This is a genomic window from Flavobacterium sp. N2550 (assembly GCF_025947265.1).
Lineage (GTDB): Bacteria > Bacteroidota > Bacteroidia > Flavobacteriales > Flavobacteriaceae > Flavobacterium > Flavobacterium endophyticum.
The window spans coordinates 1905001-1925305 of record NZ_CP110007.1 but is presented as its reverse complement, the minus strand read 5'-3'; the positions used below and the strand labels follow the sequence as shown (position 1 = coordinate 1925305).

The following is a 20305-nucleotide window of genomic DNA, read 5'->3' as shown; positions in this document are numbered from 1 at the left end:
CGAATTTTCACAGAAATTTCACAAGCAAAATCCTTGATTAAAATTCATAGTTTATATCTTTTGTTAAACATATAAAAATCAATAAACGAGAAACTTGATACTTGAATAAAATAATTTATCTTTGCAGGATATGACACTAATTTCCGTAGATAACAATAAAAATCAAGAGATTGTAAAAAATGTTTTTACAAAATATCTTGAAACTAAAGGACATCGCAAAACTCCTGAACGCTATGCTATACTTCAGGAAATTTATGATAATGAAGAGCATTTTGACATTGAATCTCTTTATATCAAGATGAAAAACAAGAATTACCGCGTTAGTAGAGCTACGCTTTACAACACGATTGAACTTCTATTGGACTGTGCATTGGTAAGAAAACATCAATTTGGGCAAAACCAGGCACATTACGAAAAATCTTATTTCGATAAACAGCACGATCATATCATCATGACCGATTCTGGTGAAGTGATTGAATTCTGCGATCCGCGAATCCAAAGCATCAAAAAAACTATTGAAGAAATTTTTGATATCGAAATCCACAACCACTCTCTATACCTTTACGGAAACAAAAAGACTACACCTAAAGAATAAATAAACACAAACAACTAAAAAATGACCGTAGATTTACTACTCGGATTGCAGTGGGGCGACGAAGGCAAAGGAAAAATTGTTGACGTTCTCACTTCAAAGTACGATATTATTGCCCGTTTTCAAGGCGGCCCAAATGCTGGACACACGCTTGAATTTGATGGAATCAAGCACGTTTTGAGAACTATCCCTTCTGGAATTTTTCACAAAAAATCAATCAACATTATAGGAAACGGCGTCGTGATTGACCCTGTTGTTTTCCAAAAAGAATTGGAAGGATTGGCAAAATTTGATATCGATATCCAGTCAAGATTGATCATATCAAGAAAAGCACACCTTATTTTGCCTACACATCGTCTGCTTGACGCTGCTTCTGAAGCATCAAAAGGCAAAGCTAAAATCGGTTCAACCTTAAAAGGAATTGGGCCGACCTATATGGACAAGACAGGAAGAAACGGTCTTCGCGTAGGCGATATCGAACTGGCTGATTTTAAAGAAAGATATAGAACTTTAGCCGACAAGCATGAAGCTATGATTGCTTTTTATGATGTCGATCTTCAATACGACTTGAAAGAACTGGAAGACGAGTTTTTTGAGTCTATCAAAGTATTAAAAACATTGCAATTCATCGATAGCGAAGAATACATCAACAAAGCAATGAAAGAAGGAAAATCAATATTAGCAGAAGGCGCACAAGGCTCGCTTTTAGATATTGATTTCGGAACGTATCCTTTTGTGACATCTTCCAACACAACTGCAGCTGGTGCTTGCACAGGTTTAGGAATCGCTCCAAACCGTGTAAAAGAAGTCTTCGGAATTTTCAAAGCATATACGACAAGAGTCGGCAGCGGACCTTTCCCTACCGAACTTTTTGACAAAGATGGCGAAACCATGGCAAAAGTTGGAAACGAATTCGGTTCCGTAACAGGTCGCGCTAGACGTTGCGGCTGGTTAGACTTAGTAGCTTTGAAATATGCAATTCAAGTAAACGGAGTTACTGCTTTATATATGATGAAGGGCGATGTGCTTTCAGGATTTGATACCCTAAAAATCTGTACTTCTTATAAATACAAAGGAGCAGAAATCGACCATCTTCCTTACAACATAGAACCAGAAAACGTTTCTCCAGTATATGTTGAGAAAAAAGGCTGGAAAGCTGATTTGACGGGAATGACTTCTTACGACGAACTTCCTTCAGAATTAAAAGAATATGTCGAGTTTATCGAGAAATTTGTAGAAGTTCCAATCAAGGTAATTTCAGTCGGGCCAGACAGAACCCAGACTATTACAAAATAATAAAAACGCCTTGATAATGTCAAGGCGTTTTATTTTTTATGCTACCTATAAATAATTCTTAATTAAAAATCAGATTTGGAGATTTTACTTAAATTTGAGCCAAAATACGATCCATTGAAGAAGAACTTTTTATTTCTTGCAAGCTTTTTTATCCTACTGAATTTCAACACACTGCTAGCACAGGCACCTCCTAAAAAAATAGTAGTTGAAAATTCCGATTTTGTCGATATCCAACAGGAAGAAATTCCAGGCGCAATTCGATATAGAGGAAATGTCAGGATTCTGCACGATGGTGTTAGGATGACCTGCAATACTGCTTATCTATTCCAAAAAGAAAATTATGTAAAGGCTTTTGGCGATGTGAAAATGAACCAAGGCGATACGGTTTTCATGGACAGCCGCTATGCGGAATATCAAGGAAACATAAAATTCGCTTATGCCACAGGAAATGTGGTCATGCGTGATCCAAAAATGACACTGACAACGGATACGATTAATTTTGACAGGAGAATCCAGCAGGCGTATTATAACACATATGGCACAATAAAAGACCAAGAAAACACTTTAGTAAGCAAATCCGGAAGGTATTACCTGAATGAAAAGAAATTCCAGTTCCTGACCGCCGTTACTATTACAAATCCAAAATACGTCATCAAGTCAAATCATTTGGATTATTATTCAAATTCAGGCCACTCCTATCTTTTCGGTCCGTCAACGATTACCAGCAAGGAAAATTTTATCTACACCGAAAAAGGATTTTATGACACCAAAAAAAATTATGCCCATTTTGTAAAGAATTCGTATATCAAATACAACAACCGGCTTATCGAAGGCGACAGTTTGTATTATGACCGAAATAGGGAATTTGCTTCAGCTACCAATAATGTCAAAATCACCGATTCTATCAACAGAGGTATTGTCCGAGGCCATTATGGTGAAGTGTATCGAAACCAAGACTCTTTAGTGATGACTAAAAGAGCTGTTGCTGCGACATTAATTGAAAAAGACACGCTTTATATCCATGGCAAAAAGTTGATGGTTACCGGAAAGCCAGAAAATAGAATCATGCGGGCTTTCAATAACGTACGTTTTTATAAAATCGACATGAGCGGAAAATGCGATTCCTTACACTCTAACGAAAAAAACGGACTGACGCAATTAATTGGAAGGCCAGTTGTTTGGAATGGAGAAAATCAATTGACCGGAAAAGTAATCCATCTTATTTCAAATACGGAAACTGAAAAATTAGATTCCCTCAAGGTATTGACAGATGCTTTTATTGCCTCCAAAGACACCTTAGGAAAAGGCTATAATCAGGTCAAGGGTGTCAATTTATACGGTAAATTTCGGGACAATAAGCTCTATGAGGTCGATCTCGTCAAGAATACCGAAAAGATTTATTATGCTTATGATAAAGGCCAATTAGCTGCTATCGACAAAGGAATCAGCAGCAGTATACATCTTGAGCTAGAAGACAATAAAATCACGACGGTAACCGCGTTTAAAAATACAGAAAGCGAAAGTTATCCCGAAAAAGACCTGCCCGATAATGCCCGGAAACTTCGAGGATTTATTTGGCGGGGCGACGAGATTATAAAAAGCAAGGATGATATTTTTCCGCCAGAAGAGCAAGAGCTCCATGAAAAAATTGTGAAACAAAGCAAGATTGACAAGGCCAAAGAAGATGTCCCGATGGAGGTCAGGAAAGAAACTTTGGAATATGACAAAAAGAATCCTGAGAAGAAAGCGAAAGTGCAATAAGATTTTAGATTGCAGATTTAGGATTGCAGCCAAGCAATCAAACAGTACAATGATATAGATTTCAATGATTAAAGATTTCCACAAATACCAAGCGCAAACCTCTCCTTACCCTCTGGGAATGGAAGTTTCTCACGCTATCGGTTCTTACATTTACGATACCAATAACAAAAAATACCTTGACTTTGTCGCCGGCGTTTCTGCTTGTACATTAGGGCACCAAAACAAAAGAGTCAATGACGCTATAAAAAATCAACTCGACAAGTATTCACATGTAATGGTTTACGGCGAGTATGCCCAAAATCCAGCTGTCGAATTTTGCAAACTATTAGCTTCTCTCCTTCCAAAACCATTAGAAAAAACCTATCTGGTCAATTCGGGAACAGAAGCTACAGAAGGTGCCTTAAAACTTGCCAGAAGAGTTACAGGCAGAAGCCAATTGATTTCCTGCAATAATGCCTATCATGGCAATACAATGGGCTCCATGAGCGTTATGGGATTTGAGGAAAGAAAACAAATTTTCCGTCCGCTAATACCTGATGTCGATTTTATCACGTTTAACAACGAAGAAGATTTACAGAAAATCACGACAAAAACTGCAGGAATAATATTAGAAAGTATTCAAGGCGGTGCTGGATTCATACAGCCAGAAAACGGCTTCTTGAAAAAAGTCAGAGAAAGATGTACAGAAGTTGGTGCGCTGATGATTATCGATGAAATCCAGCCTGGCTTCGGAAGAACCGGAAAATTATTCGGTTTTGAAAACTATGATGTCGTTCCTGACGTAATTATATTAGGCAAAGGAATGGGTGGCGGCATGCCGGTTGGCGCTTTTACAGCTTCGTCAGAAATGATGGATTTATTGAGCGATAATCCCAAATTAGGTCATATCACGACTTTCGGCGGACATCCTGTCATAGCTGCAGCCAGCTTGGCAACATTACAAGAAATTACCGAAACCGACCTGATACCGCAGACTCTGGAGAAAGAAAAGCTTTTCCGTTCGCTTTTGGTACATCCTTTGATACAAGAAGTAAGAGGGCGAGGATTAATGCTTGCCGCAATGACTGAAGATGCCGAAATTACGAACCAAGTAATTTTAAAATGCCAAGACAAAGGACTGATTTTGTTCTGGCTGCTGTTTGAAGGCAAAGCGATTAGAATTACGCCTCCGCTGACGATATCTGAACAAGAAATTAGAGAAGGTTGTGCCATTATTTTAGAAGTAATGGATGAAGTGCAATCAACCCTGAAAAATTAGGATTTAACAATAAAAATCCGTAACTTACAGAGAGTAGTTTTGTTAATTAAATTGTTCACAACAATTTCAGCCTTACCTCGCAAAAAGATTTACGTTCCCTAAATTTATTAAGGATAATTTTAAAAACAAAGAGTATGCATTTGAGTCACGATGAAGAAGATTACAATTTATCCTTGTCCAAGTTCGAATCGATGTTGAAAACTAACAAAGTTCTCTTCTTTGATTCGGAAGAATTTGAAGAAATTATTCTTCACTATCTGGATATGGGTAAAGCGTCTCTGGCTAAAAAAGCCTTAAAATTAGCGCTTGAGCAGCACCCTCGTTCTACAGGCTTAAAACTAGTACAAGTAGAAATGCTGGTGTATGATGACAAGCTAGAAACAGCTGAAAAGCTGTTAAACGAACTCTACGCCATTGAACCCCAAAACGAAGAAATTTTTATCCAAAAAGCCAACATTTACTCCAAAAGAGACAATCATGAGAAGGCTGTAGAATTATTGCAGGAAGCCTTAAAACTTACGGATGATTATGCAGATGTCTACAACTTGATTGGCATGGAATACCTTTTCATGGACAATTTGGAGCTTGCCAAGGAGAATTTTATCAAATGTCTTGAAGAAGACGTAGAAGACCAAGCCGCATTATACAATGTGGTATACTGTTTTGAATTTTTAGACCAAAACAAGGAAGCTATTGCCTTTCTTGAGAATTATATTGACAGAAATCCTTACAGCGAAATCGCATGGCACCAAAGCGGCAGACTTTATTACGGACTGCAAGATTATGAGAACGCCTTGAGATGTTTCGATTACGCTTCCATGATCGACGATGAGTTCATGGGTGCTTTCATGGAAAAAGCCAAGTCTCTAGAACGTCTTAAACGTTATGACGAAGCGATTGAAAGTTATAACAGGACCATCGAATTAGATGATCCAACGTCGTATGCCTTACTTCGAATCGGAAAATGTTATGAAAAATTAGGCAACAAGCCATTAGCGCTTAAATATTTTCACAAGACCGTTCACGAAGATCCATTATTGGACAAAGGGTGGATTGCGATTACCGATTTTTACGTAAGACAGAAAAACTATCAAAAAGCATTGTTTTATGTAAATAAGGCCATTGGAATCGATAACGAAAACAGATTGTACTGGAAACGTTATGCAACCATCAACAGAGCCTTAGATTTTCTAGAAGAAGCCGAAATAGGCTATAGAAAAGCTGTAGAATTTGGCGATTATGAGCTGGATACTTGGCTGTATTGGATTGACATCCTGCAGTATTTAGGAGAATTCGAAGCAGCCATACATACATTATTGCAAGCTTCAGAATATTTCCCAGAAGAGTTTCAATTGGAATATCGTCTAGCTGGTTTATATTTTATGGAAGATGACGAAACAAAAGGAAAATTCCATCTCAGCAACGGATTGAGAGTAAGTTTCGAAAACCACACCATTCTTGAAACCCTCTTCCCTACTGTTTGGGAAAGAAAAGATGTCCAAAAAATGATTCATAAAAAATAACAAAAAGAATATTTTTTATAAGCCTGGCAAAAATGATTAATTTCGCTTTTGTCAGGCTTTTTAATTTTAGACGCATGAAAATTACACACCTATTCGGGCTGCTCGGAAAAAATATCGGATACTCTTTTTCAAAAGGATATTTTGCAGAAAAATTCAAATCTTTGAATCTAAACAATTACGATTATGTCAATTTTGACATTCCGTCGATTGAGGAATTTCCAGCAATCATCAAGCAGCATCCTAATTTGAAAGGAATGAATGTCACCATTCCTTACAAAGAAGCCGTTATGCCTTATCTCGATAAAATTTCAAAAAAAGCAGAAAGAATCGGTGCCGTCAATACCATAAAATTTACACGAAAAGGAAACCTAAAAGGATATAATTCTGACTATTATGGTTTCAAGAAATCATTAGAACCCTTATTAGAACCGCATCATAAGAAAGCATTGATTTTAGGAACCGGAGGCGCATCCAAAGGCGTGGCTTTCGCCTTGGAAGAACTCGGGATTTTATACACTTTTGTGTCCAGAGAAGCTTCCGACGAAAGCATCGGATACAATCTAGTCAACGCTACGACTTTTGACAATCATCAAATCGTAATCAACTGCACACCGCTTGGCACTTCACCTAATGTAGATGCCTTTCCTCCTATTCCTTATGAGTATTTCTCTCCAAAGCATATCGCCCATGACTTGATCTACAATCCCGAAGAAACTATCTTTTTGAAGAAAGCTAAAAAATACGGAGCCAAAACTAAAAACGGATTAGAAATGCTGCGCTATCAGGCTGAGAAATCATGGAAAATTTGGAATAAGTAGCTTTTTCAACAAAAATCTCTAAAGTTCTATTGCGACAAAAACATCTATAGTGGCAAAAATTACTTTAAATATTGGTTTTTCTTTGAATTTTCATCCGCCTTTACTATCTTTCCAAACTAAAGAATTACCAACCTTAAACATTTAATGATGTTAGAAGAAAAGAATGATAACCTGCATGAAGCAGATGGAAGTCAAGAAAATGAAACACAAGATGTGTCTCAAAATGAAAATCCGCAGATAGAAGAACAAAGCGAAAACAATGCTGATGCTGTTGAAGCAGAAGCCGAGACTGTTGTTGCTGAAAATGCAGACGCTGTAGAAATTTCTCCTGAAGAATTAGAAGAAACCATTGCTGTCAGCGAAAACCAAGAAGCCTTAGATGCTATTGCCCACTCTAATGCAGAAGAAAGTGAAGACGAAACTCTTAAGGAACGTCATGAAATTCCAATGCAAGATTATGAAGCAATGGACATGGAATCTCTTGTACAGGAATTAGAAAAGCTAGTCACTGTTGAAAAAGTAATGTCTGTAAAAGACCATGTAGAAGAAATCAAGTCTGCTTTCCTCTCAAAATACAACCATTTTATAGAAGAAAAAAGAGAAGAGTTTTTAGCTGAAAATCCAGATACGACTGAAGATTTTCATTACCATCTTCCTTTAAAAGTCAAATTTGACACTTTATTTAACCAATATAGAGATAAGAAAAACACACACTTCAAGAGCCTTCAAAACAATTTGAAATCCAACTTGGATGTACGTTTGGCTATCGTAGAGGAGCTGAAAGAATTGATCAATCCTCAAGAAAACATCAAGGATACGCTAAAACATTTCAATGAATTGCGTGAAAGATGGAAAAATGCAGGGCCTATTCCGAGAGACAAATACAATCACGTTTGGAATAACTACCATTTTCATGTAGAAAACTTTTATGACTACTTGCATTTGGACAGAGAAGCTAGGGATTTGGATTTCAAGCACAACCTAGAGCTGAAGCAAAAAATCATTACTCGAGTGGAAGTGCTGGTAAATGAGCCGGATGTAAACAAAGCATTCCGCGAATTGCAAGACCTTCATAAAATCTGGAAAGAAGATATCGGTCCGGTTTCAAGAGAACACCGTGAGGCCATTTGGAATACGTTTAGCGAACTGACTAAAAAAATCCATGACAAAAGAGAACTTCTGTTCGAAAAACAACGCGGTACAGAACAAGAAAACCTTGAGAAGAAAAAAGAAATCATTTCAAAAATAGAAGAATTAGCGAAAGAAAAAGTAGAAGCACATTCTTCATGGCAAGGTCAAATTGAAAAAGTGGAAGCCTTGAGAAACGAATTTTTCTCTACCGGAAAAGTGCCTTCCGATGTTAACGAAGAAACTTGGTCGGCTTTCAAAAATGCCGTGCGTGACTTTAATGCCTTGAAAAATTCATTTTATAAGGATATCAAAAAAGACCAGCAAGACAATCTGAATAAGAAATTAGCTTTAGTCGAAAGAGCAAATGCGCTAAAAGACAGTGAAGATTTTGCCGCAACGACTCCTATAATGAAGCAGATTCAAGAAGAATGGAAACAGATTGGGCATGTGCCAAGAAAATATTCTGACAGCATCTGGAAAGACTTCAAGGAAGCCTGCAATCATTATTTCGACAAGCTTCATGCACAAAGAAACGAAGTAAATTCAGAAGAAATCGAAGCTTTCGATAAAAAGAAAGCGTATCTTGAAACCATCAAAGACTTTGCTTTGACCGGAGAGCACAAAGCTGATTTGGATGCCATAAAAACGCATATCGAAACGTGGAAAGGTTTTGGAAAGGTGCCGCATGCTAGACGCCATATCGAAGGGAAATTCAATAAGATTCTAGATGCTTTGTTCGATAAATTGAGTTTAAGCAAAAAAGATTCTGAAATGGCTCGTTTCAACAGTAGAATCGACCAGCTTTCTGGCTCTGATGATACAAGAAAACTTGAAAACGAGAAGATTTTCTTGATCCGCAAGATTGAGGAAGTACAGCAAGAAATCTTCCAGTTAGAGAATAACATCCAGTTTTTCGCGAATGCAAAAAAGGACAATCCAATGGTTCTTGAAGTAAAGAAAAACATTGAGCGACATAAAGAAAGCCTTCAGATGTGGAAAGACAAGCTGAAACAGATTCGAAATATAAAAACAGAATAAGTATATTTCCAAAAGCCCTGCAAATTGCAGGGCTTTTTTTATGATTTTGTGGCATTTATGCCTCTAATCCTTTTATACCTTTTTTATAAAAAGTATCTTTGCCCGATGAAATGGATTAAAAACATAGCGCTGTTCTCCGTTTTTCTGGTAGCCTTTCTTTTTGTCAATAACGACGAAGGAAAAGCTTTTGGTGCTATACAAAACAATAAAAAATCCATTGAGCAGGTTGATTATCTTAGAGCTTCGGCTTTTGTAAATCAAGAAATAAGCATCCATTCTATTTCGAATCCGAGAGCAGATCTTCCTGTTTACGCCAAATGGTTCGAATCGTATTATGACATAAGTTTTTCAGGCTTCAGCACCTGCAAGGCTACTGCAGCTTTTCTGAGACAGGACATCAATCGATGTGAAAATGTCTCAATCTTACTTTTTCCCTTCCACTTTTTTTGGTGATTTTTATCGTACGCTAAAAATTTAGGGCTGATACTTCTATCAGCCAAATCATCATTATACAAAAAATCTAAAAAATGGATACAGCATCTCTAATTATAGGGCTAGTGCTTACTTTGGTTTGCGTCTTGCCATTACTTTATATCGCCAAAAATCAGGCAAAAAACAAAAAGAAAACTAAGGAAATCTTTGACCATTTCCGCCAAGGAAAATACGATTTCTCAACGCGTGAAACACATTATAAAAAAATCTATGCTTTAGATGAGGCGAACAAAGGATTTCTTTTTATCGACTTAAACAAAGAAAACGACAGAGCTTCTTTTGTAGACTTAAAAGAAGCGATGTCTTGCAGAGTTGAAGAAACATCCACAGGCAACGACGATAAAATTCTTTTTACGTTCAAGCTTAAAAACGGAAATACGAATTCGGTAGTGCTTTACGACCTAGAAAATGACAAGCTCGGAAAAGCTTATTGGCAAGAAAATGAAATGATTGCAAAAAAATGGCAATCTATTATTGAAAATAATATCTAGGTTTTCGGTTAATTATAATTCATTTAAAGAGGCTCAGTTGGGCCTCTTTTTATTTTAGCTTCTTGGCTTCATTCCAGAAAACGTCCATTTCCGCAAGTGTCATGTCTGACAATTGTTTTCCTAATTCGCCAGCTTTGCTTTCCAAATATTGGAATCTTTTGATAAACTTTTTATTGGTCCTTTCTAAGGCATCTTCTGGGTTGATTTTCAAAAAACGGGCATAGTTTATCATAGAGAATAAAACGTCGCCAAATTCGGCTTCAATCTTGTCTTGGTCGCCATTCTTGATTTCTTCTTGAAACTCTTGAATCTCCTCTTCTACCTTATCCCATACTTGATGCGGTTCTTCCCAATCAAATCCTACGCCTTTGACCTTGTCTTGGATACGGCTTGCTTTTACTAATGCGGGAAGGCTTTTAGGCACTCCTTCTAAAACCGATTTCTTTCCTTCTTTAAGCTTTAGTTTTTCCCAGTTCTGCTTTACTTCTTCTTCATCTTCTACGACAACATCTCCATAAATATGCGGATGGCGGTGAATCAGTTTTTCACAGATTTCGTTACATACATCGGCAATATCAAAATCGTTGGTTTCGCTTCCTATTTTTGCATAAAAAACAATATGAAGCAGCACATCTCCTAATTCTTTTTTAATTTCCTGCAAGTCGTTATCAAGAATCGCGTCTCCTAATTCGTATGTCTCCTCGATCGTCAGATGCCTCAAAGTCTGCAACGTCTGTTTTTTATCCCACGGACATTTTTCACGCAAATCGTCCATAATATCTAATAATCTGCCAAATGCGTCGAGTTTTTGCTGTCTTGAATTCATAGGAAAGGTTTTTTGTAAAAGTAAAAAAAATAGCCACAGACTAAAGGATTTCCACAGATTATAAACTTCTCTATCTGTGCTAATCTAGCAATCTATGGCTTGAATTTTATAGGAAATTCTTAATTCTTGCTTGGAATGTTTTTCAAAATTTCCAATACGAATTTCCAATATTTTTGAGCTGAAGCGATATTAGCTCTTTCATCAGGAGAATGCGCTCCTTTGATCGTAGGACCGAAAGAAATCATATCCATATCCGGATAATTAGTTCCAAGGATACCACACTCAAGACCTGCATGGCAAGCTACTACATTTGGCTTGCTTCCGTTTTGAGTTTCATAAATACCAGTCAATACATCAAGTATTTCTGATTTTGCATTTGGAGTCCATCCAGGATAAGAACCTGTAAACTCAACTTCGCATCCCATTAATTCAAAAGCGGAACGCAAAGCATTCGCTAAATCCATTTTAGATGATTCCACAGAAGAACGTGTCAGGCACTGGACAGATAATTTTCCTTCACCTACAACTACTTTTGCAATATTATTAGAAGTTTCTACCAAATCATCAAAATCAGCACTCATTCTGTACACGCCGTTATGGGCAGTATACATTGCTCTTACGAAATAGAACTGTGCAATCGAAGGCATAACTTTTGCCGGAGCAGTTTCTAATTTTTCAAAAACGATTTCTAAATTCGGCTCCGTTGTCTTGAATTCAGTTTTGATTTCGTTTACAATTTCTTGCATATCGAAAACAAAAGCTTCGTCATAAACTTCGGCGATGATTACTTTTGCAACACTTTCACGGGGAATCGCGTTGCGAAGGCTGCCTCCTTTTATTTCAGAAATCTGCAATCCGAAGTTATCAAAACCGTCAAAAAGCAAACGGTTCATGATTTTGTTTGCATTTCCTAGACCTTTGTGGATATCCATTCCAGAATGTCCGCCATTCAAGCCTTTTACGGTAATCGAATACCCTACAGAGCCTTGCGGTGTTTCTTCTTCGTCATATTCGGCAGTTGCCGTCACATCAATTCCGCCAGCACATCCTATATCAATTTCATCGTCTTCTTCGGTATCAAGATTCAAAAGAATTTCGCCATCTAGCAAGCCTCCTTTTAGTCCCATAGCACCAGTCATTCCTGTTTCTTCATCAATCGTGAATAATGCTTCGATAGCAGGATGAGGAATATCGGTAGATTCTAAAATGGCCATAATAGTAGCAACGCCCAAGCCATTATCTGCGCCTAGCGTTGTTCCTTTAGCACGAACCCAACCGTCAGCCACATACATTTCAATACCTTGCGTATCAAAATCAAAAACAGTATCGTTGTTTTTTTGGTGAACCATATCCAAATGCGATTGCATTACGATGGTTTTGCGGTTTTCCATTCCAGCAGTAGCCGGTTTTTTGATGATTACATTTCCAACTTCGTCTTCGATGGTCTCAAAGCCTAGTTTTTTACCGAAATCTTTCATGAAGGCAATCACTCTTTCTTCTTTTTTTGAAGGACGCGGCACGGCATTCAAATCGGCGAATTTATTCCAAAGCGCTTTCGGCTCAAGGTTTCTTATTTCCTGACTCATTATTTATTTTTGAATTTAGTATAGCAAAGTTACAAAGTTATGTGCGGAATGCCCAAGATATAAAAGCTTAAAGGAGGTACTTTTCAAATATTTTTTTAGCTTTTTTTTCTGTGACTTCTTTTTTCCAGATATCTTTCGGCTCAATATAGACTACCGGCGCTTTCTTACACATTCCTTGGCAGTCCATTTTTGAAATACAGATTTTATCTTCTAGTCCGAATTCGGCAATCTTCTTTTTCAGGTAATCTTTCGGTTCTTTATTGTACTTGCCGCACTTTTTTCCGTTGCAGAAAAAAATTATTTTCTCTTCATTTTTCTTTTTCATAAATAATCAAAGTAAGCTGCTGATTTTACGCTGAAATCTATTGCAATTTTACGACTTATTATCCTATCAAAGCACGAAGCAAGTATTAATTTTTATCTAAAGTTTCTTCTAGAAAAAAACTTTAAATTGTTTCTGTTTATATTTACAAAAACAAATGTTTCGTCGATGAAAAAATCAAAAATTATCTGGAGTATTTTCTTATTAGTTCAGATAATTATCCTCAATATCGTATCGTTTTTTCCTGAAGCCATTGAAAAATATTATAGTAATGGTTTTTACTTATGGCTTTCAAAAATCTCAAGAACTCTTTTTGGCCGCTTGCCTTTTTCTTTTGGAGACATTGCTTATACTGTATTGATTTGTTTTCTAATCTATCGACTTTATAAAAGAAGAGCTCAGTTATTTTCATGGGCATCTTGGAAAATGGATTGGAAATCAAAAACGCTATCGGTACTGAGCTTTATTTCTATCTTTTACTTTCTTTTTAATTGCTTGTGGGGCTTGAACTACCATCGCGTGCCACTGTATGCCAAAATGAAACTTGACAAAGACTATACGCTGGAAGAATTGCAGGCATTTACCAAAAAAATGATTGCTAAGACAAACGAAATCCATAGTCAGATTGTAAAAAATGACAGCCTAAAAGTTAACAATCCGTATGAAATTGAGAAAATATATGCGCTAACACAAGACGGATATGACGAAGTAGGAAAACAGTATTCGTATTTCCAATACCATGTGCCTAGCATTAAAAAATCCTTGGTGAGCCTGCCTTTGACCTATATGGGATTTGGCGGCTATCTGAATCCTTTCACGAATGAAGCCCAAGTCAATTATAAGATTCCAAAATACAACTTCCCTACTACTGTCTGCCATGAAATGGCACATCAGATAGGCTATGCTTCTGAAAGCGAAGCTAATTTCATTGGTTATTTGGCTTCTATAAACAACCCAAATATTTATTTTAAATATTCGGGCTATTCGTATGCGCTGAAATATTGCTTGGGTAACATCGAAAAAATTGAGGAAGGAAAAAGCAAAGAGCTATTGCCTTTAATCCATCCCGGAATCTTAAAAAATTTCCAAGAATCAAAAGATTTTTGGGACAGCTATCAAACCCCTATCGATACTTTTTTTCATTATTTCTATGACAATTTCTTAAAAATAAACCAGCAGAAAGACGGGCTTGAAAGCTATAGCAAATTTGTTGGGTTGATGATTGGGTATTATAAAAATCATGCGCTTTAAGCTTCTAGCTATATCTCATCAAAAGTAAAACTGGTAAAGCTTTTCTTTTTGTACGGCCTAACGATGAGCCTTCCTTCGCGATCAAAACGGATATAATTATACAGCCAGTTCATAAAAACTACCGCTTTGTTCTTAAATCCAATCAACGAAAAAAGGTGGACAAACATCCAAACAAACCACGCAAAAACGCCATGAAAATGATAATGCGGCAAATCGACAACCGCTTTGTTTCGTCCAATAGTTGCCATCGAACCTTTGTCATTATAGTTAAAAGGCTTCATTTCTTCCTTCTGAATCAGCCGTATTATATTTTCTCCTAATAATTTTCCTTGCTGTAAGGCAGGCTGCGCCATCATTGGATGCCCTTGCGGATATTCTTCACTTGCCATCATTGCGATATCGCCTACGGCAAAAATAGTCGAATAGCCTGCAACCTGATTGTATTCATTCACTTTGATGCGTTCTACTTTTTCAACCAAAGATGAAGCAGGAAGCCCGTTTACGATAGCGCCTTGCACACCAGCCGTCCAGATTAATGTAGCTGTTTCAAAAGAAACTCCTGTATTGGTAGAAATCGTTCTTCCGTCATAACTTGTAACGCGCATGTTTTTCAAGACATTTACGCCGAGTTTTTTCAGGTATTTTTCTGCGGCTTCAGACGATTTTTCAGACATGGTATTCAGTATCCTGTCTCCGCTCTGAACCAAGTTGATCTGCATCTTGCTGATATCTAAATCTGGGTAATCTTTCTGTAAAATAGCATTTTTCATTTCGGCTAAAGCGCCAGCCAATTCCACCCCTGTAGGGCCACCGCCGACCAGAACAAAATTAATCAACGCATTCCGTTCATTCACATCATCTGTCAAAAGTGCCTGCTCAAAATTTTCGAGTATCAGGCTCCTGATATTAAGCGACTGCGGAATTGTTTTCATTGCAATACTATTTCTTTCAATCTCCTTATTCCCAAAATAATTGGTCTTAGAGCCGGTTGCAATAACCAAATAATCATATTGAAGCTCCCCGATGTCGGCAATCACCTTATTGCTTTTGGTATTGATTTCGTTTACATGGCAAAGCCTGAAATAGAAATTTTTATATTCATGCACTACTTTCCGAATCGGATACGCAATAGAGCCAGCCTCAAGCCCTCCAGTTGCCACCTGATATAATAAAGGCTGAAACGTATGGTAATTGTGCTTGTCTAAAAGCACGACTTGTACAGGCTTGTTTTTTAATTTCTTGGCTAATGCGATTCCGGCGAAGCCGCCTCCCAAAATAACTATTCTAGGAAGATCTGATTGTGGGATATTCATCGTTTGCGTTTATTCTTACTGCAAGATACGAAGTTTTATCCCGAAAATTAAAACTGTAGCCTGTCGCTTTAAATAAAATTTAGACGTTTTATACTCTGTGACGCTATGCCTTTGCAAGCCATTATTTTTTTACAGTTCTTAAATAGAAAGTTTTAATCAAATACTTCTTTTTTTGCATGAATGTAATGTAACATTATACTCATGCTATATTACATTTTGACAATGTCATATAACAATAGATTAGAGTAGTATAACATAGCGCTTATGCTGTCAACACTTACCCAATGTAGTATAATATAAAGCTAATGCTTCATAGCATCTATCAGGTGTTGTATAGCAATAAACCTATGTTATATGACATATAATTAATACTATATATATTTTATTAATGTAGTATAACATTAGGTTGATGTAGTATAGCATACAATAAATGTTGCATAACATAAAACTATTATCATATAGCATCAGTCAGATTCAATCGCAAGTTTTGGTTTTTATGCTATTCTCTTGGTACTGCTGGCATATAATCAGCCTTTCTATACTTTGTGCCTTTGCGAGCAATTATTTTCACATAAAGACGCAAAGTCCATAAAGAAAAAATCTCCTCTTCTTTTATTTTTGGTATAAACATTCGAGATAATTATTTAAAATTAATAGTAACTTGTAACAAATTTGACTCTTCAACTACTAACCTTACATGAGCCAAGATTTAGAAAAGTCTTTTGTTAAGCAGCTAAAAGAAAACCAGAATATAATCCACAAGATTTGTAGATTGTATACCTCTGGCGATGATGCTCATAACGATCTGTTTCAAGAAATCACGATCCAGCTTTGGAAAGCGTATCCAAAATTTAGGGGAGATTCTAAATTCACTACTTGGGCGTATCGGGTTGCCTTGAACACAGCCATCACTTTATATCGAAAAAGTACGCGGTCAATTTCTACAATGGAATTTGACAATACGAAGCATTTTATCAAGCAGGAAGATTATAATTATGAAGAAGAAGAACAGATAAAACTGATGTATAAGGCCGTATATCAATTAAACGACATTGAAAAAGCTTTGATTTTTATGTATCTGGAGGATAAGGATTATGAAGAAATATCGGAAACCTTAGGAATCAGCGAAGTGAATGCGAGAGTGAAAATGAACAGGATTAAAGGAAAATTGAAGAAAATATTAAATCCCTAACAAGGAAAAAAAATATGAAAGAGTTAGATTTATTAAAGAAAGATTGGAAAAAGAATGAAAATTCTTTTCAGCAAGTCTCTGAGAATGATATCTACAAGATGATTCATAAGAACTCATCTTCTGTAGTAAGATTGATTATGATTATTGGTATCATAGAATTTTTATTTTGGATAGGAATCAGCCTTTTTTCAAACAATGATGAATATTTCCAAAAGCTTAACATGGATAACATCTTGTTGTACATGAGAATTTTAACGTATGCCCATTATGCGATCATCGTCACCTTCATCTATTTATTTTACAAGAATTACATCGTAATTTCTACTACAGATTCTACCAAAATCTTGATGAAAAATATCCTAAAGACAAGAAGAACGGTAAATATTTATGTCTGGTATAACTTAGGAATGATTATATTCAGCTTGATATTAGGATTCATGCTGGCTTATTTTTACAATCCTGATTTCGCCTTGGTAAAAGAAAAAATTGAACATGACGGCATTAAAGCTATCTTGTTCTTTATTGGCATTGTCATTGCAATCGTAGGCGTATTTACTGTGATTTCCTGGCTTTTTTATAAATTATTATACGGCTTCTTGATGAAAAAGCTTTATAAAAATTATGAGGAGCTAAAGAAAATAGACCTTTAGCAATTCGATGAAATATTGCTTATCGCTCTTATTCTCCCTATTTTTTATAGGATTGCAAGCTCAAAAGCTTGAAGATGCCTTGTTATGGAAAATTTCGGGTAACGGAATAAAAAAACCTTCTTACCTGTACGGAACCATCCATGCTTCTTGCGATACGTTATTAGATCAGAATGTCATCGAGGCAATGAAAAAGACAGAACAGCTTTATCTTGAGATTGATGTTGACGATCCAAAGATGGAAAGCCTGATGATGGCCAATATGAACATGAAAAACGGTGTGACTATGGAATCGCTCGTTTCCGCAGAAGATTATAAAATTGTTGATGACTTCTTAAGAGATAATGCTGCTATCTCTGCCAAGACAATCAATACTATAAAGCCAAGCTTCGTGAGCATCATGTTTGTGCAGAAAATCCTTGGCTGTAAGCCCAAATCAGTCGAAGAAGCGCTCGCTGAAATCAGCAAATCACAAAATGAGGCAATTTATGGCCTAGAAACCGTTGCTGAGCAGATGAAAGTTTTTGACAAGATTTCGTATCAAGAACAGATGGATGAATTAGTCAGAACGGCAAAAAATGGCATCAAGACTTATGAAGAAGATTTCAATAAGCTGATGCAATTGTATAAGGATAAAAAAATAAGCGATTTGCTAAATTTCACAAACGAGCTCGGCGAAACAGCCTCCTCAAAATTTGATGATGAAATGCTGGTCAAGAGAAATGCAAAATGGATTCCTATAATTGCTGATGTGGCTCGATTCAAGCCTACTTTTTTTGGAGTTGGTGCCGCACATCTTGCAGGTGAAAATGGTGTAATTTTGTTATTGAGAAAGCAGGGTTTTACTGTTGAAGCTGTAAAATAGTTAATAATCCCACCTTCTTTTCTTGTTTAATTCCTCTTCTACTTTTAAAACTTCTTCCAAGACTTCAGGCTGAAGTACTTTTAAAAACGACGGATGCTGTTCGATAGCATATTCTACTTTTTCAACAATTTCTTCTACAGAGTCATTTTCATAATCAATATCCAAAGGTTCTTTGATGATAAAAGATTGAAGGATTCCTTTTTTCTTAAGGCGAAGTCCTTTCTTGTCAAAAGAACGCCTAAAACCGTCAATAACTATCGGAACAACGATAGGCTTGTGCTGTTTGATAATATGAGCCGTTCCTTTTCGTACAGGCTTGAAAGATTTCGTAGTGCCTTGCGGAAAGGTTATCACCCATCCGTCTTCTAGTGCAATTTTTATATTTTCGGTGTCATTAGGATTTACTTCTCGCTGCACATCTTTTCCTTTAGCACGCCAAGTTCTTTCAACGGTAATAGCTCCTGCATAGGCTAGAATTCTAGGAAGCAGGCCTTCTTTCATCGTTTCTTTAGCCGCTACATAATAGATATTCAGCTTTGGATTCCAGATATAGCCGATGTTTTTGATATTGTCTTCACGTCCTTTTAGGCTGGCATTAAAAACATGGAACATGGCCACAACATCCGCGAAATACGTCTGATGATTAGAAATAAACAGCACGTTAGTATCTGGAAGACTTCGGATAATTTCTGAGCCATCAATCTGAAGCTCGTTAAAACCTCTATAACGTCGATGCGTCAGCATTCCAAAAACACGGATAAGCCATTTTTTCAAGAAAAGTATATGACCAAAAGGATTTCTTTTAAACAATCCCATACGATTGAGCTTTTTTTTAAAACAGAAGGCAAACTTACAAAATCGTAGCTATTAAAGCACTCTTTTTATCGTTTCTTTAAGCTCATTCAGCATCATTGCCGTTGCGCCCCAAACAATATGTCCTTGTAGCTTAAATGCCGGAACTTCTATTTCATCAGTATAAGATGCCTTGATCTTTGCTTGGACTAAATTGGCATCGTCTAAAAGATCTTCTAGCCGCAATTCAATCATTGCTGCAACTTCATCAGCGCTAGGATTAAATGTTATCTCTGCTTGACAAACGCCCAAAAAAGGAGAAACAAGAAACCTGCTAGGCGGAATATAAACTTCAGAAAATGCCTTAACAACTTGAATCCTTTCTGGAAGGATACCTATTTCTTCAAACGTTTCTCTAAGAGCGGTTGCCTCTAGATTTAGATCCTCTGGTTCCTCTTTACCACCAGGAAAAGCAATTTGTGAAGAATGAATTCCGATAGAAGCATTTCTTACGATTAAGGCGAGATGTGCTTCTGAATTCTTTGGGTAAAAAAGCATCATTACGGCCGCATTCCTTAATCCGTCTCTATCATAAGTTTTATTAATTATAGTAGAAATGCGTTCTAGCGAAGCCATTTTTATATGAGCTTCAACCGATGGTAGCGTTTCTTTTTCTATTTTTGGTATATATTCTAAAAAGGCCTGAAAATCCATTATATCTTTTTGCAATGTGATTTATAAAGGTACCGTAAAATTCATTTTAATCAAACTTATTTATTCAACATGTACAGCAAAGCAGAAGCTCAAATTATCAAAAAGGAATTTTGGATCAAATTTGCCGAAGAATATCCGAGAAAATGGCTTCTCTACGATACAAAAATTAAAGATTTCTCCTTTAAGTTTTATGTCGATAACAAAAAAGCTCAGGTCCTGATTGACATAGAGTCAAAAGACGAAGAAAAAAGGAAGATTTATTTTGAGAAAATTGAATCGCTAAAGCAGATCTTGCTGGATGAATTTATTCCTGATGCCGTTTTTGAAAGAAATTTTCACTTAGAAACAGGCAAAATAATAAGTAAGGTTTGGGTAGAAAAAACAGGAATAAGTCTTT

At 36.5% G+C, this 20305-nt stretch carries 21 protein-coding genes (1 of these 21 cut by a window edge); 14 read left to right on the top strand and 7 right to left on the bottom strand.

The window, feature by feature from the left end:
- Window positions 1-130 precede the first annotated feature (130 nt).
- The 9 genes from OLM56_RS08520 (at window position 131) to OLM56_RS08480 (ending at window position 10400) form a co-directional block, all read left to right on the top strand.
- The gene (locus OLM56_RS08520) at window positions 131-595 is read left to right on the top strand and encodes a Fur family transcriptional regulator (RefSeq protein ID WP_056072956.1); all 465 of its coding nucleotides are present in this window, start codon (window positions 131-133) and stop codon (window positions 593-595) included.
- A gap of 21 nt (window positions 596-616) precedes the next feature.
- On the top strand, window positions 617-1888 hold the full coding sequence (locus OLM56_RS08515; protein ID WP_182494607.1) for an adenylosuccinate synthase: 1272 nt from the start codon (window positions 617-619) through the stop codon (window positions 1886-1888).
- A gap of 114 nt (window positions 1889-2002) precedes the next feature.
- Window positions 2003-3649, top strand: a complete 1647-nt coding sequence (locus tag OLM56_RS08510; protein ID WP_264528981.1) for an OstA-like protein — start codon at window positions 2003-2005, stop codon at window positions 3647-3649.
- A 64-nt stretch (window positions 3650-3713) separates the two neighbouring features.
- The gene (locus OLM56_RS08505; protein ID WP_264528980.1) at window positions 3714-4907 is read left to right on the top strand and encodes an aspartate aminotransferase family protein; all 1194 of its coding nucleotides are present in this window, start codon (window positions 3714-3716) and stop codon (window positions 4905-4907) included.
- A gap of 134 nt (window positions 4908-5041) precedes the next feature.
- The gene (locus OLM56_RS08500; RefSeq protein WP_264528979.1) at window positions 5042-6430 is read left to right on the top strand and encodes a tetratricopeptide repeat protein; all 1389 of its coding nucleotides are present in this window, start codon (window positions 5042-5044) and stop codon (window positions 6428-6430) included.
- 74 nt (window positions 6431-6504) lie between these two features.
- Window positions 6505-7248, top strand: coding sequence for a shikimate dehydrogenase family protein (locus OLM56_RS08495; protein WP_264528978.1), 744 nt, complete (start codon window positions 6505-6507; stop codon window positions 7246-7248).
- 147 nt (window positions 7249-7395) lie between these two features.
- Window positions 7396-9417 (top strand): DUF349 domain-containing protein, encoded by a 2022-nt coding sequence (locus OLM56_RS08490; RefSeq protein ID WP_264529005.1) that lies wholly within the window; start codon window positions 7396-7398, stop codon window positions 9415-9417.
- Window positions 9418-9522: 105 nt separating this feature from the next.
- Complete coding sequence (locus tag OLM56_RS08485) at window positions 9523-9870, top strand: hypothetical protein (protein WP_264528977.1); 348 nt, start codon at window positions 9523-9525, stop codon at window positions 9868-9870.
- 74 nt (window positions 9871-9944) lie between these two features.
- A complete protein-coding gene (locus OLM56_RS08480; protein WP_264528976.1) occupies window positions 9945-10400 on the top strand; it encodes a hypothetical protein in 456 nt (151 codons plus the stop codon).
- A 49-nt stretch (window positions 10401-10449) separates the two neighbouring features.
- On the opposite strand, the gene mazG is transcribed toward OLM56_RS08480, so the two are convergent.
- From mazG to OLM56_RS08465, 3 genes are all read right to left on the bottom strand, one after another.
- Complete coding sequence (gene mazG, locus OLM56_RS08475; RefSeq protein WP_121377646.1) at window positions 10450-11226, bottom strand: nucleoside triphosphate pyrophosphohydrolase; 777 nt, start codon at window positions 11224-11226, stop codon at window positions 10450-10452.
- A 119-nt stretch (window positions 11227-11345) separates the two neighbouring features.
- Window positions 11346-12812, bottom strand: coding sequence for an aminoacyl-histidine dipeptidase (locus OLM56_RS08470; RefSeq protein WP_264528975.1), 1467 nt, complete (start codon window positions 12810-12812; stop codon window positions 11346-11348).
- 67 nt (window positions 12813-12879) lie between these two features.
- Window positions 12880-13137, bottom strand: coding sequence for a (2Fe-2S) ferredoxin domain-containing protein (locus OLM56_RS08465; RefSeq protein WP_182494614.1), 258 nt, complete (start codon window positions 13135-13137; stop codon window positions 12880-12882).
- A gap of 165 nt (window positions 13138-13302) precedes the next feature.
- Here OLM56_RS08465 and OLM56_RS08460 point away from each other — a divergent pair, with 165 nt between their 5' ends.
- A complete protein-coding gene (locus OLM56_RS08460) occupies window positions 13303-14385 on the top strand; it encodes a DUF3810 domain-containing protein (RefSeq protein ID WP_264528974.1) in 1083 nt (360 codons plus the stop codon).
- An 8-nt stretch (window positions 14386-14393) separates the two neighbouring features.
- On the opposite strand, the gene OLM56_RS08455 is transcribed toward OLM56_RS08460, so the two are convergent.
- Window positions 14394-15698: an NAD(P)/FAD-dependent oxidoreductase gene (locus tag OLM56_RS08455; RefSeq protein WP_121377642.1), complete on the bottom strand. Its 1305-nt coding sequence runs from the start codon at window positions 15696-15698 to the stop codon at window positions 14394-14396.
- A gap of 499 nt (window positions 15699-16197) precedes the next feature.
- Complete coding sequence (locus OLM56_RS08450) at window positions 16198-16329, bottom strand: hypothetical protein (RefSeq protein ID WP_264528973.1); 132 nt, start codon at window positions 16327-16329, stop codon at window positions 16198-16200.
- Window positions 16330-16395: 66 nt separating this feature from the next.
- Between OLM56_RS08450 and OLM56_RS08445 the strand changes: the two genes are divergently transcribed.
- Genes OLM56_RS08445 through OLM56_RS08435 form a run of 3 tightly spaced genes read left to right on the top strand, consistent with a single transcriptional unit; the run spans window position 16396 to window position 18402 of the window.
- Complete coding sequence (locus OLM56_RS08445; RefSeq protein ID WP_121377641.1) at window positions 16396-16890, top strand: RNA polymerase sigma factor; 495 nt, start codon at window positions 16396-16398, stop codon at window positions 16888-16890.
- A 14-nt stretch (window positions 16891-16904) separates the two neighbouring features.
- Window positions 16905-17540 (top strand): hypothetical protein, encoded by a 636-nt coding sequence (locus OLM56_RS08440; protein WP_182494618.1) that lies wholly within the window; start codon window positions 16905-16907, stop codon window positions 17538-17540.
- 7 nt (window positions 17541-17547) lie between these two features.
- Window positions 17548-18402 carry a TraB/GumN family protein gene (locus OLM56_RS08435; RefSeq protein ID WP_182494619.1) on the top strand — a complete coding sequence of 285 codons (855 nt, stop codon included), beginning with the start codon at window positions 17548-17550 and terminating at the stop codon, window positions 18400-18402.
- On the opposite strand, the gene OLM56_RS08430 is transcribed toward OLM56_RS08435, so the two are convergent.
- On the bottom strand, window positions 18403-19218 hold the full coding sequence (locus tag OLM56_RS08430; RefSeq protein ID WP_121377638.1) for a lysophospholipid acyltransferase family protein: 816 nt from the start codon (window positions 19216-19218) through the stop codon (window positions 18403-18405).
- Window positions 19219-19269: 51 nt separating this feature from the next.
- Window positions 19270-19923, bottom strand: a complete 654-nt coding sequence (locus OLM56_RS08425) for a CoA pyrophosphatase (protein WP_319800586.1) — start codon at window positions 19921-19923, stop codon at window positions 19270-19272.
- Window positions 19924-19977: 54 nt separating this feature from the next.
- Here OLM56_RS08425 and OLM56_RS08420 point away from each other — a divergent pair, with 54 nt between their 5' ends.
- Window positions 19978-20305 carry the 5' portion of a DUF4268 domain-containing protein gene (locus OLM56_RS08420; protein ID WP_121377636.1) on the top strand. 116 nt of this gene lie beyond the right edge of the window, so only the first 328 of its 444 coding nucleotides appear in the window; the start codon lies at window positions 19978-19980; its stop codon lies beyond the right edge, outside the window.

Bases quoted from the DNA above. Each gene is read 5' to 3' on its own strand.
- OLM56_RS08500 (WP_264528979.1), top strand. From the start codon at position 5,042: ATGCATTTGAGTCACGATGAAGAAGATTACAATTTATCCTTGTCCAAG.
- OLM56_RS08430 (WP_121377638.1), bottom strand. From the start codon at position 19,218: ATGGGATTGTTTAAAAGAAATCCTTTTGGTCATATACTTTTCTTGAAA.
- OLM56_RS08460 (WP_264528974.1), top strand. From the start codon at position 13,303: ATGAAAAAATCAAAAATTATCTGGAGTATTTTCTTATTAGTTCAGATA.
- OLM56_RS08455 (WP_121377642.1), bottom strand. From the start codon at position 15,698: ATGAATATCCCACAATCAGATCTTCCTAGAATAGTTATTTTGGGAGGC.
- OLM56_RS08485 (WP_264528977.1), top strand. From the start codon at position 9,523: ATGAAATGGATTAAAAACATAGCGCTGTTCTCCGTTTTTCTGGTAGCC.
- OLM56_RS08480 (WP_264528976.1), top strand. From the start codon at position 9,945: ATGGATACAGCATCTCTAATTATAGGGCTAGTGCTTACTTTGGTTTGC.
- OLM56_RS08435 (WP_182494619.1), top strand. From the start codon at position 17,548: ATGAAATATTGCTTATCGCTCTTATTCTCCCTATTTTTTATAGGATTG.
- OLM56_RS08445 (WP_121377641.1), top strand. From the start codon at position 16,396: ATGAGCCAAGATTTAGAAAAGTCTTTTGTTAAGCAGCTAAAAGAAAAC.
- OLM56_RS08490 (WP_264529005.1), top strand. From the start codon at position 7,396: ATGTTAGAAGAAAAGAATGATAACCTGCATGAAGCAGATGGAAGTCAA.
- OLM56_RS08450 (WP_264528973.1), bottom strand. From the start codon at position 16,329: ATGTTTATACCAAAAATAAAAGAAGAGGAGATTTTTTCTTTATGGACT.
- OLM56_RS08515 (WP_182494607.1), top strand. From the start codon at position 617: ATGACCGTAGATTTACTACTCGGATTGCAGTGGGGCGACGAAGGCAAA.
- OLM56_RS08465 (WP_182494614.1), bottom strand. From the start codon at position 13,137: ATGAAAAAGAAAAATGAAGAGAAAATAATTTTTTTCTGCAACGGAAAA.
- OLM56_RS08470 (WP_264528975.1), bottom strand. From the start codon at position 12,812: ATGAGTCAGGAAATAAGAAACCTTGAGCCGAAAGCGCTTTGGAATAAA.
- OLM56_RS08505 (WP_264528980.1), top strand. From the start codon at position 3,714: ATGATTAAAGATTTCCACAAATACCAAGCGCAAACCTCTCCTTACCCT.
- OLM56_RS08440 (WP_182494618.1), top strand. From the start codon at position 16,905: ATGAAAGAGTTAGATTTATTAAAGAAAGATTGGAAAAAGAATGAAAAT.
- OLM56_RS08520 (WP_056072956.1), top strand. From the start codon at position 131: ATGACACTAATTTCCGTAGATAACAATAAAAATCAAGAGATTGTAAAA.
- mazG (WP_121377646.1), bottom strand. From the start codon at position 11,226: ATGAATTCAAGACAGCAAAAACTCGACGCATTTGGCAGATTATTAGAT.
- OLM56_RS08495 (WP_264528978.1), top strand. From the start codon at position 6,505: ATGAAAATTACACACCTATTCGGGCTGCTCGGAAAAAATATCGGATAC.